The sequence below is a fragment of the Gordonia sp. (in: high G+C Gram-positive bacteria) genome, from assembly GCF_047600565.1.
Lineage (GTDB): Bacteria > Actinomycetota > Actinomycetes > Mycobacteriales > Mycobacteriaceae > Gordonia.
Genome location: NZ_JASGKN010000001.1, coordinates 1,420,027 through 1,435,200 on the forward strand (window position 1 = coordinate 1,420,027; position 15,174 = coordinate 1,435,200).

The window sequence follows — 15,174 nt, forward strand, 5'->3', positions numbered from 1 at the left end:
AGCGTGAGTGTACCCGTGTCACACCGGCAGCAGATTGCCGATGACGGTCCCGAGTTGTTCCACGTTGCGGCACTCGAACATCTCGATCACCTCGCCGTACTTGGAGGCGATCGAGTCGGCGGTGTCCCAGTTCTCCTTGCGTTCCGGGTTCAGCCAGTAGGCGTTGCGCACCTGCTCGCGGATCTTCTCGAGGGCGTCGACGCTGGGCAGCGCGTAGTTGTTGCGGGCGTCGCCCAGGATGAGAAGCGCTCCGCGGTGGGTCAGCGAGTCGAGGTAGTCGCGGGAGAAGCCGCGCAGCATGTGGCCGTAGTCGGAGTGACCGTCACGGGTGGACAGTCGTGCCTCCGTCAGCATGGTGGCCATACGTTCGCCGAACTGTTCGTCGGGTGACGACCGGTCGAAGTAGTCGGTCACCTCGTCGACGGTGTCGATGAACGCGAACACCCGGACGTGCGAGAAGTGCTGACGGAGCGCGTACACGAGCTGCAGGGTGAACTGGCTGAACCCCGACACCGATCCGGACACGTCGCAGATGATGACGAGTTCCGGTTTGCCGGGCCTCGGCTTGCGGTGTTTGAGGGCGATCGGGACGCCGCCGGTGGACATCGACGCGCGCAGGGTCGACCGGATGTCGACGGCGCCGCGGTGGTTGCGGCGGCGACGGAACTCGAGTTTGGCGGCCAGCAGTCGGGCGATCGGGTCGATGGTGCGGCGCAGGCGGGCCATGTCTTGGGGGTTGGCCGAGAAGAAGTCGATCTGTTCGGGCAGCTTGGGTACCGCGTACTCGCCGACGGTCTCCCGGCCGCGCAGTGCCGCCATGCGCCGCTGCACTTCGGTTTCGACCGCGCCGCGCAACTGCTGGGTGGCGTCGCGCGCGGCGCGGCGCGCCATCTCATCGGTGCCGGGGCGCTCCCCCTCCTCGGTGCTCATGCCGTCGCGCATGGCGGCGGCGATCCGGGCGATCAGGGTCTGCGGGGAGATCTGCGACATCACCTGGTAGACGGAGAACGATTCGCCGTTGGCCGACTCGTAGCGGCCGGTCTCGTTGACGGTGGCGGCCACCAGCTGGTCCAGCCGTCCGTCGCTGATCGCCTCCGGGTCGGCGAGGGTGCGGGCGATGAGGTCGCGCAGCGCCTCCACGTCGACCGTGCCGTCCGGTAGGCGCGGGACCTCGACGGCCCCGGCGCGTGCCTCGTTGCCCAGTGGAAACCACAGTTCGAAGCACAGGTCGAAGGTGTCGCGATGCCGATGGTCGGACAGCAGCGTCGCCGCCAGCCCTTCGCGGAGACTCTCCCTGTCGAGCAGGTCGAGCACTTCCATCGCCCGGGCCGCGTCGATCAGGTTCGACGGACCGGTGACGATCCCGCGGTTCCGCAGGTCGTCGACGAACCCGGTGAGGGTGTCGATCAGCGGTTCGGGGGGCGATGCCATGACGGTGTCCGGGTCAGTCGTCGAGTTTGAGTTCGCGCAGCGCGGTCACCACGTCGGCCTTGTGCTTGAGCACCACGCCGAGGGTGCGTTTGAGCATCGAGTCGGAGATCCGGCCGTCGTGCTCCTCCGGCGTGCCGGTGACCATGGCCAGCAGGGTGTTGCCCCAGTCGATGGTTTCGGCGACCGACGGCTTCTTGCGGATGTCGAGGCCGCGCAGCACTCCGACGATCCGGACCAGTTCCTTCGCCAGGTTGTCCGGAAGGTCAGGCACCCGCGACGCCAGGATCTCGCGTTCGAGGTCGGCGTCCGGGAAGTCGATGTACAGGTACAGGCAGCGGCGCTTGAGCGCCTCCGACAGCTCCCGGTTGGCGTTGGAGGTCAGCACGACGATCGGGCGTCGCTGCGCGGTGACGGTCCCCATCTCCGGGATGGTGATCGCGAAGTCGCTGAGGATCTCCAGCAGCAGACCTTCGATGTCGACGTCGGCCTTGTCGATCTCGTCGATCAGCAGGACGGTCGGATCCTCACGGGTGATCGCGGTCAGCAGCGGCCGGGCCAGCAGGAACTCGTCGGAGAAGATGTCGTCCTTGGTCTGGTCCCAGTCGCGCTGTCCGGCGGACTGGATCGCGAGGATCTGCTTGGCGTGGTTCCACTCGTAGAGGGCGCGCGCCTCGTCGATGCCTTCGTAGCACTGCAGACGCACCAGTTCGGCACCGGTCGCGGCGGCGATGGCGCGCGCGAGCTCCGTCTTGCCGACACCGGCCGGCCCCTCGACCAGCATCGGTTTGCCGAGCCGGTCGGCGAGGAACGTCGTCGTGGCGGTCGCCTCGTCGGCCAGATATCCGGTGGACCGCAGCTTGCCGACGACGTCGTCGGTGCTGTCGAAGGCCGGCTCGTCCGCTGGTTGAGCCTGTCGAAGCCCGCTCATGCCGGCCGCGTCTGACCGTCGCCCCACACGACCCACTTGGTGGAGGTGAGTTCGGACAGACCCATCGGGCCGCGGGCGTGCAGCTTCTGCGTCGAGATGCCGATCTCGGCGCCGAAACCGAACTGCTCGCCGTCGGTGAACGCGGTCGACGCGTTGACCATGACGGCCGCCGCGTCGACGCGGTGCGTGAACTCGGTGGCGGCCCGCAGATCCTCGGTGATGATCGCCTCGGTGTGACCGGTGCCGTAGGTGGCGATGTGGTTGATCGCCTCCTCGATGTCGTCGACGATCTTCACCGCGATGTCCAGGGACAGGTATTCGCGATGCCAGTCGTCGTCGGTGGCCGGAACCATGCCCGGCTCGTCACCATGGATGGTGACGCCGGCCTGCTCCAGCGCGGACGTGATCGGGTCGAGGGCCAGGTTCGCGATCTTCCGGTCGATCAGCACCGTTTCGACGGTGTTGCAGACGCTGGGCCGGCGGGTCTTGGCGTTGACGATGACGTCGCGGGCCATGTCGACGTCGGCGCCGGCGTGCACGTAGACGTGGCAGTTGCCGGTGCCGGTCTCGATGGTGGGGACCTTGGCGTTCTCCACGACGGTGGAGATGAGCCCGGCGCCGCCCCGCGGAATGACCACGTCCACCAGGCCGCGCGCCTGGATCAGCGCGGTCACGCTGGAGCGGTCTTCGCTGGGCAGCAGGGCGACGGCGTTCGGGTCGAGGTCGTGGGCGGTCAGGACGTCCCGCAGCACCGACACCAGGGCGGCGTTGGAGTCGGCGGCCGATGACGAGCCGCGCAGCAGCACCGCGTTGCCCGACTTGAACGAGATGCCGAAGCCGTCGACGGTCACGTTGGGGCGGGCCTCGTAGACGAAGCCGACGACGCCCATCGGGGTCCGCACCTGACGCAGCTCCAGACCGTTCGGGAGGGTCTTGCCTTGGACGACGACGCCGATCGGGTCGGGCAACGCCGCCACCTGGCGCAGACCGCCGGTGATGCCGGCGATGCGGTCGGCGGTGAGACGGAGCCGGTCGACGAGGCTGGCTTCGGTGCCGGCGGCTTCGGCGCGTTCCACGTCGGCCGCATTGGCTTTCAGGATCTGCGGCGCGGCCGCGTCGATCGCGTCGGCCGCGGCCAGCAGCACCGTGTTCTTGTCCGCGGTGGTCAGCGTGGCGAGGGTGCGGGACGCCTTCTTCGCGGCCTGCGCCTGCTGGGTCACGGTCGCGGCGATCGAACCGGCGTCATCGATGGTCGGGGCACTCATGACGTCCAGGTTATCGCTGTAGGTGATCGCGCGGCCTCGGTGTACCGTTGACGCGTGCGCATGTGAGTGATTCCAGACCCGCGGCCGAGGCGTTACGCCCGGCGGGTTCAGGCCTCCGTATCAGGTTGTACTCATGCCACAGTCTTCTTCCCACCTTCGTGTCGACGGCGTATCGGCGTCGTTCGGTGATCGCCGGGTACTCACCGATGTGACGTTCACCGTGTCCTCCGGCGACCGAGTCGGCCTGATCGGCGAGAACGGCGCCGGCAAGTCGACGCTTCTGCGGGTGATCGTCGGGGACGTCGAACCGTCCTCGGGCACGGTATGGGTCAGCCCTCCTGCAGGGGGCGGCCCGGCGGCCGGACTGCTCCGCCAGGAACCCCCGTTCTCTGCCGCCGATACCGTCGACGATGCCGTCGAAGCGGCCGTCGTCCGGCTCCGGCGCACGGTCATGCAGGTGGTCGAGCAGTCGGAAGCGCTCACGGGCAACCCGAACGACACGGCACTCTTGGACGAGTACTCGGCAGCCCTTGACGAGGCCGAGCGTCTCGACGCCTGGAACATCGATGGCCGGATCGACGCGGTGCTTGCCGGCCTCGGTCTCGGCGGCGTCGGCCGGGAGCGGAACACAGGTTCACTGTCGGGTGGTCAGCGCGCGCGACTCGCATTGGCGGTCCTCCTACTCAGCGGCCCTGAAGTGCTACTCCTCGACGAGCCCACGAACCATCTGGACGCGTCGGCGATCGCCTACTTGACCGGGGTTCTCAACGGGTGGCGGGGGCCTGTCGTGGTCGCCAGCCACGACCGCGCGTTCCTGGATGAGGCGGTGACGTCCATCATCGACCTCGATCCGACGCCTCTTCCGCATTCGGTGTCCGGTCCCCTCGTTCAGGACGGCGCGGGAACCGGGATCGGCGTCACCCGCTTCACCGGCGGATACAGCGACTATCTGCGAGCTCGGTCCGAGGCGAGAGAGCGGTGGGAACGCCGGTACCGGGACGAGCAGGCCGAGATCGCGCGGCTGCGCGCCGGGGTCGACGATCACCACACGGTCGGCCACAGCGATTGGCGCCCGCGCACCGAGACCCGGGCCGCCCGGAAGTTCTATGCGGACCGGAATGCGAAGGTCGTCTCGCGGCGGGTGAACGACGCCCGCACACGGCTCACCGCCATGGAGCGAGACCAGGTCCGCAGGCCACCCGCCGAACTCGAGTTCTCGGGTCTCACCGCCGGTGGCGTCGTACGCACCGGTCCCCGCGAACCGGTTCTGACGGCCACGGACGTGGCCGTCGACGGCCGTCTCGCTCCGATGTCGCTGAGTGTCAGCCGTGGCGAGAAGTGGCTGATCACAGGCCCGAACGGGGCAGGTAAGTCAACTCTGCTGAATGTTCTGGCCGGCACTGTCACGCCTACGTCCGGGACCGTGGCCAGATCGCTGCGGGATCGAATCGGGATTCTCAGCCAGGACGTCGACTCCAGCGTTGCGGACCCGGATGGCGAGCGGCGCACAGCGCGTGAGATCTACGCCGGGCAGGTGGGCGCCGAGCGTGCCGACACGGTTCCATTGAGCACATTCGGTCTGCTGGCGGGCCGCGACCTTGATCGCCCGGTCGGCGATCTGAGCGTGGGTCAGCAGCGCCGACTGGCACTCGCGATCCTGCTGGCCGACCCTCCGGAGATTCTTCTGCTCGACGAACCGAGCAACCATCTGTCACTCGGCCTCGTGACGGCAGTGGAGGAAGCCCTCGCCGGCTATCCGGGCACTGTTCTCATCGCATCCCACGATCGCTGGCTGACCAGGACGTGGCGAGGGCCACGGCTGGAACTCGATCCGGTAGACCCTGAATCGCAGCGTCCGACCCCGGCGATGCCGCCGTACGGCAATCAGGGACCAGCCCATCAGCACTCCCCCAATGCGGTCGCCAGAACCCGTCGGGACGCCTCGTCCACCGACAGGCGGTAAGCGTCGGCGACGTCGATGAACTGGATCGCGTACTGACACCAGAAGCCGCGTAGCTCCGGCATCCAGCGGCCCGGCTCCAGATCGGACTTCGCTTGATTGCTCGCGGCGTCGGTGGCGAGGAGGTTGGCGGGGTCGTTCGCGAACGCCGTCCGCTGCTGCGGCGGCCACGCCGACGCGCCCATGTCCCAGGCGTACGAGAGCGGCACGATGTGATCGATCTGGACCGCCGTCGACCCGCGCCCGCGGGTGAACACGATCTCCCGCCCGGTGTACGGGCTCCGGAACCGTCCCGACGCCACCGCTTCACGACAGCTCGTCACCGCGACCGCACCGTTCACCGACAGATCGCGGGCCAGCACGTCGTTGCGGGTGTCGCAGCCGTTGCCGGCGCCCGCGACCGGCGCGGTATCCGTCCAGGCCTGGCCGAACGCCTCCCGCGAATAGGCCTCGTCGTGCGGCGGTCTCGCCGGCAGCACGGTCAGACTCACCAGCGCAGTGCGCGCGTGGGTCACCCGCGCCGGATCGATCACCGTCTCCGATCCCGCCGGCCAGCCGGCGGTCACCGCCACCAGCACCGCGGTCCCGGAGAATCCGGTCGCCCACAGCCAGTGGCGCATCGGCAGCCGTGCACAGCCGCCCCGATTCCTCTTCTCCCAGGTGCGCAGCCGCCCCCGCAGATCCGTCCACCGCATCGCTCACCCCCGCTGTTTAGACGCAGCGGGAGGCGTGGCGGTTCCTTTCGACAGGCTCAAGGAGCGTCGACAGGCTCACGGAGCGTCAACAGGCTCACGGAGCGTCGACGGCGGCGCGTTCAGGACTTTTCGAGGTAGCCCATCTTGGACGGCAGGACGACGGAGTCGACGAGGTCGGCGAGTGCGCGGTGATCCGCCAGGCTGAGGTCCTCGTCGACGATCGCGGTGGCCAGGTCGCGGGCGTCGGCGATGATGTCGACGTCGTCGAGCAGCGACAGGAAGTGCAGCGAACTCACGCCGCCCGCCTGCGTCGCGCCCAGCACATCACCCTCGCGCCGCTGCTGCAGGTCGATGCGCGCCAGCTCGAAGCCGTCATTGGAGCCGGCCACGGCCTCCAGCCGCTCCATCGCACCGCTGCCCGGCGACGCCGTCGTCATCAACAGGCACAGACCGGGATGCTCGCCGCGACCGACACGACCGCGCAGCTGGTGCAGCTGGCTCACACCGAAGCGTTCGGCGTTGACGATCACCATCATCGAGGCGTTCGGTACGTCCACACCGACCTCGATGACGGTGGTCGCGACCAGGACGTCGAGGTCGCCGCGGGTGAAACGGTCCATCACCTCGGTCTTCTCCTCCGCCGTCATCCGGCCGTGGAGGTAGTCGACGCTGCGGTCCGCCAGCTTCTCGGTCGACAGTTCCTGCCACAGGTCGAGGACGGAGATCTCGTCGGCGTCGGGCGCCGACTTCTCGTCGCCGATCCGTGAACAGACGACGTATACCTGCCGGCCCTTGTCGATCTCCTCGCCGGCGCGTTCCCACACGCGGTCCACCCAGTTGGCTTTGCCCATCGGGACCACGGAACTGGCGATCGGCTGCCGCCCCTTGGGCAGTTCGGACAGCGAGGAGGTGTCCAGGTCGCCGAACGTGATCATGGCGACGGTGCGCGGGATCGGGGTCGCGGTCATCACCAGGAAGTGCGGTCGACCGATCTTCCGCTTGTTGCGCAGCGCGTCGCGCTGTTCGACACCGAAACGGTGCTGCTCGTCGACCACCACCATCCCGAGGTCGAAGAACTCGACGTTGTCTTCGAGCAGCGCGTGGGTGCCGACGACGATTCCGGCCTGGCCGGTGACGATGTCGAGCATGGTCTGCTTGCGCGGACCGGTCTTCATCGACCCCGTCAGCAGCACCACCTTGGTGGCGTCGTCGGCCGCGCCCAGCTCGCCTGCCCTGGCGAGGTCGCCGAGCATGGCGGTGACGGTCCGGTGGTGCTGCGCGGCGAGCACTTCCGTGGGGGCCAGGATGGCGCACTGGTAGCCGTTGTCGACGGCGCGCAGCATGGCCAGCAGCGACACCAGCGTCTTGCCGGAGCCGACCTCACCCTGCAGCAGCCGGTTCATCGGATGGGTCGCCGCGAGATCGTCGCCGATCTCGCTGAGGACGGCTTCCTGACCGGCAGTCAGTTCGAACGGCAGTGAGGCCCGCAGCTTGTCTTCCAGGCCACCGGGAACGTGGGGGCAGGCGGGCGCCGACTCGGTGCCCGCGGCGACCCGCGCCTGCGCGAGCGCGGTCTGCACGGCCATCGCCTCGTCGAACTTGAGTCGGCGACGGGCCTCCGTGATCTGGGTCTGGCTCTCCGGCAGATGAATCATGCGGAGCGCGTCGGCGGTCGTGATCAGGCCGCGGTCGCTGCGCTGCTGCGGCGACAGCGCATCGCCGGCGTCATCGAGTTCACCGAGAACGGTGCGGACGGCCCGCCAGATCTCCCAGGTCTGGATCTTCTTGGTGGCCGGATACATCGGCACGATCTCGCGGGAGAAGTGATCCAGATCCTCGGCCGAGGCGATGTGGTCGCCGTCGGCGCCGGGGGTCTGCGCCTCGGCCTCCTCGTACAGTTCGGACAGCATGGCCGAGCCGATGACCTTGTCGTCGCTGACGTCCGGCAGGATCAGCCATTCCGGGTGGGACAGCTGGATCTGGCCGCGGAAGTACTTGACCGTGCCGGCCAGCGCCATACGGGTGCCGGGCAGCAGCCGGCTCTTCATCCAGCGCGCGTTGAAGAAGCTGACCTCATAGGTGCGATGGTCGTCGGCCACCACCACTTTGAGGAAGCTGGCCTTCCGCTGCCGCATTGGGATCATCTCGGCTTTGCGGACTTCGCCGACCACGTTGATCCAGTCGCCGGCCTCGGGCAGATCCTCTTCCATCGACGCGACATGACGACTCAGGTAGCGCCGCGGCACGTAGTGCAGGAGGGCGCCGACCGTCGTCAACTCCAGTTCGTCGGCCAGCTTCGCGACGACGGCCGGCGGCACCGAGGTGGCGGCCAGGTCGGAGGCCATCACGACACCCACGACTACTCGACGCCGATCTGCAGGAGCTGCCGCGTCTGGCCGCCGTCGTAGACGGCGAGTTCGACACCGGGATGCTGGGAGCGGACGTGCTCTTCGATCTCGGCACGCACCGCCTCGTCGAGGTCGCGTCCGGCCAGGACCGTCACCATCTCTCCACCGGTGGCCAACATGAGGTCGATCAGCGCGACCGCCGCCTGCCCCTGTTCGCGGGCGATCACCAGGACATCTGATCCGATGAGCCCGAGAACGTCGCCGACCTCGCAGGTACCGGCCAGCGTCACCAGGTTCTCGGTGGAGCAGCGCAACGACCCCCACCGGGTGGCGGCGGCCGCCTCGGCCATCGCGAACGCGTCGACGTCCGGGGAGGCACCGGGGTCGTGCACGGCCAGCGCGGACAGGCACTGCACCATCGACAGGGTCGGCAGAAAGACCAACGACCGCCGCGACGACCGGGCCTCCGCACCCACCGACACCAGGTCTTGGGACGGCATGAGGCCGTTGCCCATCACGACGGTGTGCGCACTGTCGGCGTCGCGGACGGCGGCGGCGACCGCATCCGGATCGGCCCCGTCGTCGACGCGGACGACCAGTGCACCCGCCTCGGTGAACAGTTCATCGGCGCCGTCGCCTTCGGCGAGCGCCAGGACCGCGCGCTTGTGACGGGGCGGCGGTTCGGTCGCCCCGGGGTCTTTGCGCTGTTCGTCGAGCAGGAAGCAGCTGATGCGGATGTCTTCGACGTCGCCGAGTTTCAGTCCGGCCTCCACCGCCTTGCCGGGCTCGTCGGTGTGGACGTGCACGGAGAAGCGCTCGCCGTCGGAGGAGCTGTCGCCGACGATCACGAGGGAGTCGCCGAGCGCGCCGAGCTCTTCACGGAGACCGCCGATCCGGGTGCCGTCGGCACCCACCAGGCGGTACATCACTTCGAAGTCGGTGTCGCCGGCGCCGCTGCACTCCTGGTCGCCGTGTGCGGCGTCGCGCAGAGAACCGCGATACGTCTTGCGGCGGTTGGCCACGCCGGTGACGACCAGGACGAGGGAGTCCATCATCACCAGGAAGCCGCGCGCACCGGCATCCACGACACCGGCGTCGGTCAGTTCGACCATCTGTTCCTGCGTGTGGTCGAGGGCGTCGGCGCAGTCGTCGGCGATGGCGCGCACGAGGTCGGCCGGCGACGAGTTCACCTCGCGGTCGGCGGTGTCGGCGGCGACCTGCACGAGGGTGAGAACAGTGCCTTCGCGCGGCTGGTCGACGGCGCGGCGGGCGGCGAGGGTGGACAGTCGCAGTCCGGTCTGGCAGAGGCGGTTGAAGCTGGGATCGCCCTGCGCCACGACCAGGTCGGCAGCGTCGGCCAGCCCGACCAGCGTCTGGGCCAGGATGATCCCGGAGTTGCCGCGCGCGTTGGTGACCGCGGCGTCGGCGAGAGCGCGGGTCACCTCCTGGACGCCGGCGTCGTCGGGCAGCGCGTCGATCGCCTCGACAGCGCGGGCCATGGTGAACGCCATGTTGCTGCCGGTGTCGGCGTCGGGGATCGGGAAGACGTTGAGGTCGTTGATCTCGGAGCGCTGCGCTTGCAGGCCTTCCGCGCAGGCGTGGGCCCAGTCACGGATCAGCCCCGGATTCACCGGGCCGGTCTCGTCGGTCCCTCGCACGCCTGCCGCCCCCTTCCCGACTGTGGATCGTGTCCGAGATTACGCTGTGGACCCGACAGTCCGGGCGTACCCCGCCAGGCCGGTGTGGACCGTCGCACAGCGATTTGTCTCCGGCCCACCGAGCCGGTTACCCTGGTCGGGTTGCCTGATCACGTGCGCATACGTGCGTAGGACAGGCTTGACCCGAGATCATTTTCAACCAAGGGAGTTCGACATGGCTGCCGTCTGTGACATCTGCGGCAAGGGCCCCGGCTTCGGCAAGTCGGTCTCGCACTCGCACCGGCGCACCAACCGCCGCTGGAACCCGAACATCCAGTCGGTGCGCGTCGAGGTCGCCCCGGGCAACCGCAAGCGCAAGAACGTCTGCACCTCGTGCCTGAAGGCCGGCAGGACCAACCTGGTCTGACCCGCACCACAGCTACAAAGAACGCCGACCCGTCAGGGTCGGCGTTCTTTTTGTCTCGGCACCGGTTGCCGTAACCGAGCGGGCCGGGTCAGAAGAGGACGACGACGATGGCGCCGTCGCACGGGTTGAACGAGCGGGGCCGCGGCACCACATCGGTCTTGCCGCCGAGGGCCTTCGCGACGTCCTTGGCCTTCGCCTCCTGGTTCGGGGCGTACATGACGGTGTCGTCGACGATCGCCGAGGTGTGCAGGTTGGCGACGTCGGTGATCTTGAAGCCGGCCTTCTCGAGCTTGTCGGCGGCCTTCTGGCTGATGCCTTCGCGGTCACCGCCGTTGCGCACGCACACCGCTTCGGCGTTCTCGCCGGTCACGTCGTCGGCGGGTTTGGTGGTGGCCGCTGCGGCGGTGGTGTCCTGCGCAGCGCTCTGGTCCGAGTCGTCCGAGCTGCCGCAGCCGGCGGCGGTGGCGACCACGACGGCCGCGATGCCGGCGATCAGGAACGGACTGCGACGGCGCGCACGCGCGGTCCGCGAAGTGTTCGGCAGGTGGCTCAATGGTCTTCCCCTCGTGAGTCGGCGCAGGCCTGGTGACGTCGAGCAGAACCCTACCCGAGTGAACTCACGGGATTCGCCAGTCGATGGGCTCGGCCCCCAGATCGGCGAGTTCGGCGTTGGCCCGGCTGAACGGGCGGGAGCCGAAGAAGCCCCGTGACGCCGACAGCGGCGAGGGGTGCGGCGACTCGACGGTCGGCACGTCCGGCAGCCAGGCGGTGAGCTGGCGGGCGTCGTTGCCCCACAGGATCGCCACCAGCGGTTCGTCGCGCGCCGCGAGCGCCTTGATCGCACACTCGGTGACTTCTTCCCACCCTTTGCCGCGATGCGATGCGGGCCGGCCGGGCGCGACGGTGAGCACCCTGTTGAGCAGCAGCACTCCCTGCCGCGCCCACGGTGTGAGGTCGCCGTCGGCCGGCTTGTCGTAGCCGAGGTCGTCGGAGTACTCGGTGTAGATGTTGGCGAGCGATCGCGGGATGGGACGGACGTCGGGGGCCACCGAGAAGCTGAGGCCGACGGCGTGCCCGGGCGTCGGGTACGGATCCTGTCCGACGATGAGGACTCGGACGTCGTCGAAGGGCTGGGTGAACGCGCGGAGCACATTCTTGCCCGCCGGAAGGTAGCCGCGGCCGGCGGCGTTCTCGGCGCGCAGGAAGTCGCCCATCGCGTGGATGCGGTCTTCGACGGGGGCCAGGGCGCGCGCCCAGCCGGGGTCGAGGATCTCCGAGAGCGGTGCCGGCATCAGTCGACCCGCCGCAGGTTCTGCCGGTAGTACTGCGCGTTCTGGAAGTACAGCTCGGTGTTGGCGGTGACGTGGCCTTCCGGGACTTCGACACCGTCGCGCACCTTCGCCGGCACGCCGACCGCCATCGACCGGGGCGGGATCTGCGTCTTGTACGGCACCACCGCGCCGGCGCCGACGACGCTGCCGGCGCCGATCACCGAACCGTTGAGGACCACCGAGCCGGAGGCGATCAGGCAGTCGTCGCCGATCTCGGCGCCTTCGATGTGGGCGTTGTGTCCGACGACGCAGCCGGCCCCGATCACGGTCGCCTCGGTGAAGGTGCAGTGGATGACGGTGCCGTCCTGGATGTTGGTCTTGGCGCCGATCGTGATGGTGCCGTAGTCGCCGCGCAGCACCGCGCCCGGCCACACGGACACCCCGTCGCCGAGGGTGACGGCGCCGATCACGGTCGCGTCGGGATGAATGAAGACGTTCTCGCCGAGGACCGGTTCCCGGTCACCGAGTGCATAGACGGCCATGGGCCCGATTCAATCAGGTGTCCGTGAACGACTGCCAGCCGCGGAGGTCGCCGACCGCGCCGCCGTCGATGGAGGCGCCGGCCGGCCCGTCGTCGACGGTGCCGACGATGGTCCAGCCGTCGGGCACCGTGTCCGGGGCGAACGCGGCGAGCAGTTCATGGTCTTCGCCGCCGGTCAGCACCCAGCGGTACGGGGTGACGTCGAGGTCGGCGGCCAGCGCGTCGAGGCCGTCGGCGCGCGGCACCAGCGCGGTGGTGACGTCGAGGTGCACGCCCGACGACGCGGACATGGTGACCAGTTCTTCGACGAGGCCGTCGGACACATCGGTCATCGCGTGGGCACCGGCGGCGGCGGCGATCGGGCCCTGCGCGGGGTCCGGCTGCGGGAGGCGGAAGTCGTCGACCAGACCGGCGTAGCGGGTCAGCAGCGCCGGGTCGGCACCGTCTTCGACGGCGGACAGGACGGCGAGTCCGCCGGCCGCCGCACCCAGGGGTCCGCTGACGGCCAGCACGTCACCGGGGCGGGCGCCGGCCAGCGTGACCGGGGACAGATCCTTCAGTGAGCCGATGGAGGTGACGGTCAGGACCACTGACTCGGCGGCCACCAGGTCGCCGCCGAGCACGCGCGCTCCGTAGCGGTGTGTCTGTTCGACGATCCCGCCGTTGAGTTCCAGCAGCCGGTCGACCGGGGTCTGCGGCGGGCAGCCGATCGACACGACCACCCCGCTGAGCACGCCGCCCATCGCGGAGATGTCGGCGGCACTCTGCACCACCGTGCGGGCGCCGATCTGCCGGCCGGTGGACCAGGAGAAGCGGAAGTGCCGGCCGTCGACGGCGGTGTCGGTGCTGACGACGACCGGGCCGGTCGGGGTGAGGACGGCGGCGTCGTCGCCGGAACCGATCACCACGTCGCCGGTCTCACCGTCGGACCGTGCCGCTTCGGTGAGCAGCGCGATCAGCGCCCGCTCCCCGACCTCGCCTACCGTCTGCACGGCGCCGACACTACCCGGCCGGCGCCTCGATACAGTCGTGACCATGACCGATGACCAGAAGGACCGTGGCGGCGACGAGTCGGCGCTGTCCCCGGCACTGATCGCCACGCTCATCACGATTCCGGTGATGGTGATCGTCGGCTTCATCGTGTTCGCGGCACTCAAACATGACGCGGCCCCGTCGGCGACGCCGGTCGAGTCGTACCGGTCGACCGCCCAGGGCGCGGAGAACTGTGCGCCGTTCATCGCGGCGCTCCCCGAGTCATTCGGCGACTACGCCCACAAGACGGTCACCGGGGACATGGTGAAGTGGACGTCGGGCAGCGACGCGAACGCGGACCCGCTGGTCCTGAACTGCGGGGTGAGCCGCCCCGACGATCTGGCGCCGACGAGCGCCCTGCAGGTGATCGATCCGGTGCAGTGGTTCATCACCGACACCATCGACGGCCGCGGTCAGGCGTATGTGGTGGTCGACCGGCGACCGTATGTGGCGGTGTGGGTGCCGGCGAACGCCGGCAACGGCCCGCTCACCGACATCTCCGGTGTGATCGCGCAGAAGCTGCCGTCGGCGCCCCTCGACTTCGGCAACTGAGCCGCGTCCGGACTCAGGCCGGGTCGGCCGCGCCGTACACCTCGGGCTTGACGGTCCGGCCGAGGAGCAGACCGACCATGTCCTGCGGCGACAGTCCTTCGTGACAGACCTGGTAGACGGCCTCGGTGAGCGGCATCTCGACGCCGTACTTATGGGCGAGGGCGCGCACCGACCGGCACGACTTCACACCCTCGGCGACTTGACCGTTGGTGGCCTCCTGCGCCTCTTCGAGGGTGGCGCCTTCCCCCATCCGGGCACCGAAGGTGCGGTTGCGCGACAGCGGTGACGAGCAGGTGGCGACGAGGTCGCCGATGCCGGCCAGCCCGGCGAGGGTGGTGATGTCGGCGCCCATCGCCATGCCGAGGCGGATGGTCTCGGCCAGTCCGCGCGTGATGAGGGTGGCGAGCGTGTTCTCGCCGAAGCCCATGCCTGCCGCCATGCCACAGGCCAGGGCGATGACGTTCTTGGCGGCGCCGCCGATCTCGCAGCCGACGACGTCGGTGTTGGTGTACGGACGGAAGTAGGGTGCGGCCAGCGCCTGCTGTACCCGTTTGGCGACGTCTTCGTCGACGCAGGCGATGACGGTGGCGGCCGGCTGCTCTTCAGCGATCTCGCGGGCGAGGTTCGGGCCGGACAGGACGGCGATCTGTTCGTCCGGGAATCCGGTGACCGACTTGATCACCTGGCTCATCCGCTCTCCGGTGGTGATCTCCACCCCCTTGGCCAGGGACAGCAGCACCGCGTCGCGCGGCAGGAGGTCGCGCCAGCCTTCGAGGTTCTCGCGCAGCACCTGGGACGGGATGGCGCACACCACCAGTTCGGCGCCGTCGAGGGCTTCCGCCTCCGATCCGACGGCGCGAATGGATGCGGGCAGCGCGATGCCGGGCAGGTACTTGGCGTTCTCGTGCTCGGTGTTGATGTGCTCGACGACGTCCGGGTTGCGCGCCCAGATGACGACGTCGTTGCCGGCATCCGCCAGGATCTTCGCCACCGCGGTCCCCCAGGAACCCGAGCCCATCACCGTCGCACGCACCGCGACCCTCCTTCGCCGATTGAAGGTCCACAGTAGTGGCCGCGGTGCGGGCAT

Annotated in this window: 14 protein-coding genes; 3 read left to right on the forward strand and 11 right to left on the reverse strand. The window is 69.2% G+C overall.

Features of this window, described 5'->3' with window-relative positions; translation table 11 throughout:
• Window positions 1-18: 18 nt before the first annotated feature.
• The 3 genes from QM774_RS06930 to QM774_RS06940 are packed head-to-tail and all read right to left on the reverse strand — an operon-like array spanning window position 19 to window position 3,624.
• Entirely contained in the window at window positions 19-1,431 is a 1,413-nt protein-coding gene (locus tag QM774_RS06930) for a vWA domain-containing protein (protein WP_414975180.1), read from the reverse strand.
• A 13-nt stretch (window positions 1,432-1,444) separates the two neighbouring features.
• Window positions 1,445-2,359 (reverse strand): AAA family ATPase, encoded by a 915-nt coding sequence (locus QM774_RS06935; protein WP_414975181.1) that lies wholly within the window; start codon window positions 2,357-2,359, stop codon window positions 1,445-1,447.
• Entirely contained in the window at window positions 2,356-3,624 is a 1,269-nt protein-coding gene (locus QM774_RS06940) for a glutamate-5-semialdehyde dehydrogenase (protein ID WP_414975182.1), read from the reverse strand. The genes QM774_RS06935 and QM774_RS06940 overlap by 4 nt, the downstream gene beginning before the upstream one ends.
• Before the next feature lie 133 nt (window positions 3,625-3,757).
• Here QM774_RS06940 and QM774_RS06945 point away from each other — a divergent pair, with 133 nt between their 5' ends.
• On the forward strand, window positions 3,758-5,587 hold the full coding sequence (locus tag QM774_RS06945; RefSeq protein WP_414975183.1) for an ABC-F family ATP-binding cassette domain-containing protein: 1,830 nt from the start codon (window positions 3,758-3,760) through the stop codon (window positions 5,585-5,587).
• Here QM774_RS06945 and QM774_RS06950 read toward each other — a convergent pair.
• The 3 genes from QM774_RS06950 to QM774_RS06960 form a co-directional block, all read right to left on the reverse strand.
• Window positions 5,524-6,279, reverse strand: a complete 756-nt coding sequence (locus QM774_RS06950; RefSeq protein WP_414975184.1) for an HNH endonuclease family protein — start codon at window positions 6,277-6,279, stop codon at window positions 5,524-5,526. The genes QM774_RS06945 and QM774_RS06950 overlap by 64 nt on opposite strands.
• 119 nt (window positions 6,280-6,398) lie before the next feature.
• Window positions 6,399-8,624, reverse strand: coding sequence for an ATP-dependent DNA helicase RecG (locus QM774_RS06955; protein WP_414976610.1), 2,226 nt, complete (start codon window positions 8,622-8,624; stop codon window positions 6,399-6,401).
• Between the two features lie 14 nt (window positions 8,625-8,638).
• The gene (locus QM774_RS06960) at window positions 8,639-10,285 is read right to left on the reverse strand and encodes a DAK2 domain-containing protein (RefSeq protein ID WP_414975185.1); all 1,647 of its coding nucleotides are present in this window, start codon (window positions 10,283-10,285) and stop codon (window positions 8,639-8,641) included.
• Between the two features lie 214 nt (window positions 10,286-10,499).
• Here QM774_RS06960 and rpmB point away from each other — a divergent pair, with 214 nt between their 5' ends.
• Window positions 10,500-10,691: a 50S ribosomal protein L28 gene (gene rpmB / locus QM774_RS06965; protein ID WP_414975186.1), complete on the forward strand. Its 192-nt coding sequence runs from the start codon at window positions 10,500-10,502 to the stop codon at window positions 10,689-10,691.
• An 88-nt stretch (window positions 10,692-10,779) separates the two neighbouring features.
• Here the strand turns inward: rpmB and QM774_RS06970 are convergent, their stop codons facing one another.
• The 4 genes from QM774_RS06970 to thiL all read right to left on the reverse strand — a co-directional run bounded on the left by QM774_RS06970 (window position 10,780) and on the right by thiL (window position 13,495).
• On the reverse strand, window positions 10,780-11,244 hold the full coding sequence (locus QM774_RS06970; RefSeq protein ID WP_414975187.1) for a LytR C-terminal domain-containing protein: 465 nt from the start codon (window positions 11,242-11,244) through the stop codon (window positions 10,780-10,782).
• Between the two features lie 64 nt (window positions 11,245-11,308).
• Window positions 11,309-11,983: a uracil-DNA glycosylase gene (locus QM774_RS06975; protein ID WP_414975188.1), complete on the reverse strand. Its 675-nt coding sequence runs from the start codon at window positions 11,981-11,983 to the stop codon at window positions 11,309-11,311.
• Window positions 11,983-12,504, reverse strand: coding sequence for a gamma carbonic anhydrase family protein (locus QM774_RS06980; protein ID WP_414975189.1), 522 nt, complete (start codon window positions 12,502-12,504; stop codon window positions 11,983-11,985). The genes QM774_RS06975 and QM774_RS06980 overlap by 1 nt, the downstream gene beginning before the upstream one ends.
• 13 nt (window positions 12,505-12,517) lie before the next feature.
• Complete coding sequence (gene thiL / locus QM774_RS06985; RefSeq protein WP_414975190.1) at window positions 12,518-13,495, reverse strand: thiamine-phosphate kinase; 978 nt, start codon at window positions 13,493-13,495, stop codon at window positions 12,518-12,520.
• Between the two features lie 43 nt (window positions 13,496-13,538).
• On the opposite strand from thiL, the gene QM774_RS06990 reads away from it, so the two are divergent.
• Entirely contained in the window at window positions 13,539-14,087 is a 549-nt protein-coding gene (locus tag QM774_RS06990) for a DUF3515 domain-containing protein (RefSeq protein ID WP_414975191.1), read from the forward strand.
• A 13-nt stretch (window positions 14,088-14,100) separates the two neighbouring features.
• Here the strand turns inward: QM774_RS06990 and QM774_RS06995 are convergent, their stop codons facing one another.
• Window positions 14,101-15,120, reverse strand: a complete 1,020-nt coding sequence (locus QM774_RS06995) for an NAD(P)H-dependent glycerol-3-phosphate dehydrogenase (protein ID WP_414975192.1) — start codon at window positions 15,118-15,120, stop codon at window positions 14,101-14,103.
• Window positions 15,121-15,174: the final 54 nt, after the last annotated feature.

Excerpts from the sequence above, each read along its gene's own strand:
- QM774_RS06955 (WP_414976610.1), bottom strand. The coding sequence starts at position 8,624 with ATGGCCTCCGACCTGGCCGCCACCTCGGTGCCGCCGGCCGTCGTCGCG.
- QM774_RS06935 (WP_414975181.1), bottom strand. The coding sequence starts at position 2,359 with ATGAGCGGGCTTCGACAGGCTCAACCAGCGGACGAGCCGGCCTTCGAC.
- QM774_RS06980 (WP_414975189.1), bottom strand. The coding sequence starts at position 12,504 with ATGGCCGTCTATGCACTCGGTGACCGGGAACCGGTCCTCGGCGAGAAC.
- QM774_RS06930 (WP_414975180.1), bottom strand. The coding sequence starts at position 1,431 with ATGGCATCGCCCCCCGAACCGCTGATCGACACCCTCACCGGGTTCGTC.
- QM774_RS06975 (WP_414975188.1), bottom strand. The coding sequence starts at position 11,983 with ATGCCGGCACCGCTCTCGGAGATCCTCGACCCCGGCTGGGCGCGCGCC.
- QM774_RS06950 (WP_414975184.1), bottom strand. The coding sequence starts at position 6,279 with ATGCGGTGGACGGATCTGCGGGGGCGGCTGCGCACCTGGGAGAAGAGG.
- QM774_RS06945 (WP_414975183.1), top strand. The coding sequence starts at position 3,758 with ATGCCACAGTCTTCTTCCCACCTTCGTGTCGACGGCGTATCGGCGTCG.
- QM774_RS06990 (WP_414975191.1), top strand. The coding sequence starts at position 13,539 with ATGACCGATGACCAGAAGGACCGTGGCGGCGACGAGTCGGCGCTGTCC.
- QM774_RS06940 (WP_414975182.1), bottom strand. The coding sequence starts at position 3,624 with ATGAGTGCCCCGACCATCGATGACGCCGGTTCGATCGCCGCGACCGTG.
- rpmB (WP_414975186.1), top strand. The coding sequence starts at position 10,500 with ATGGCTGCCGTCTGTGACATCTGCGGCAAGGGCCCCGGCTTCGGCAAG.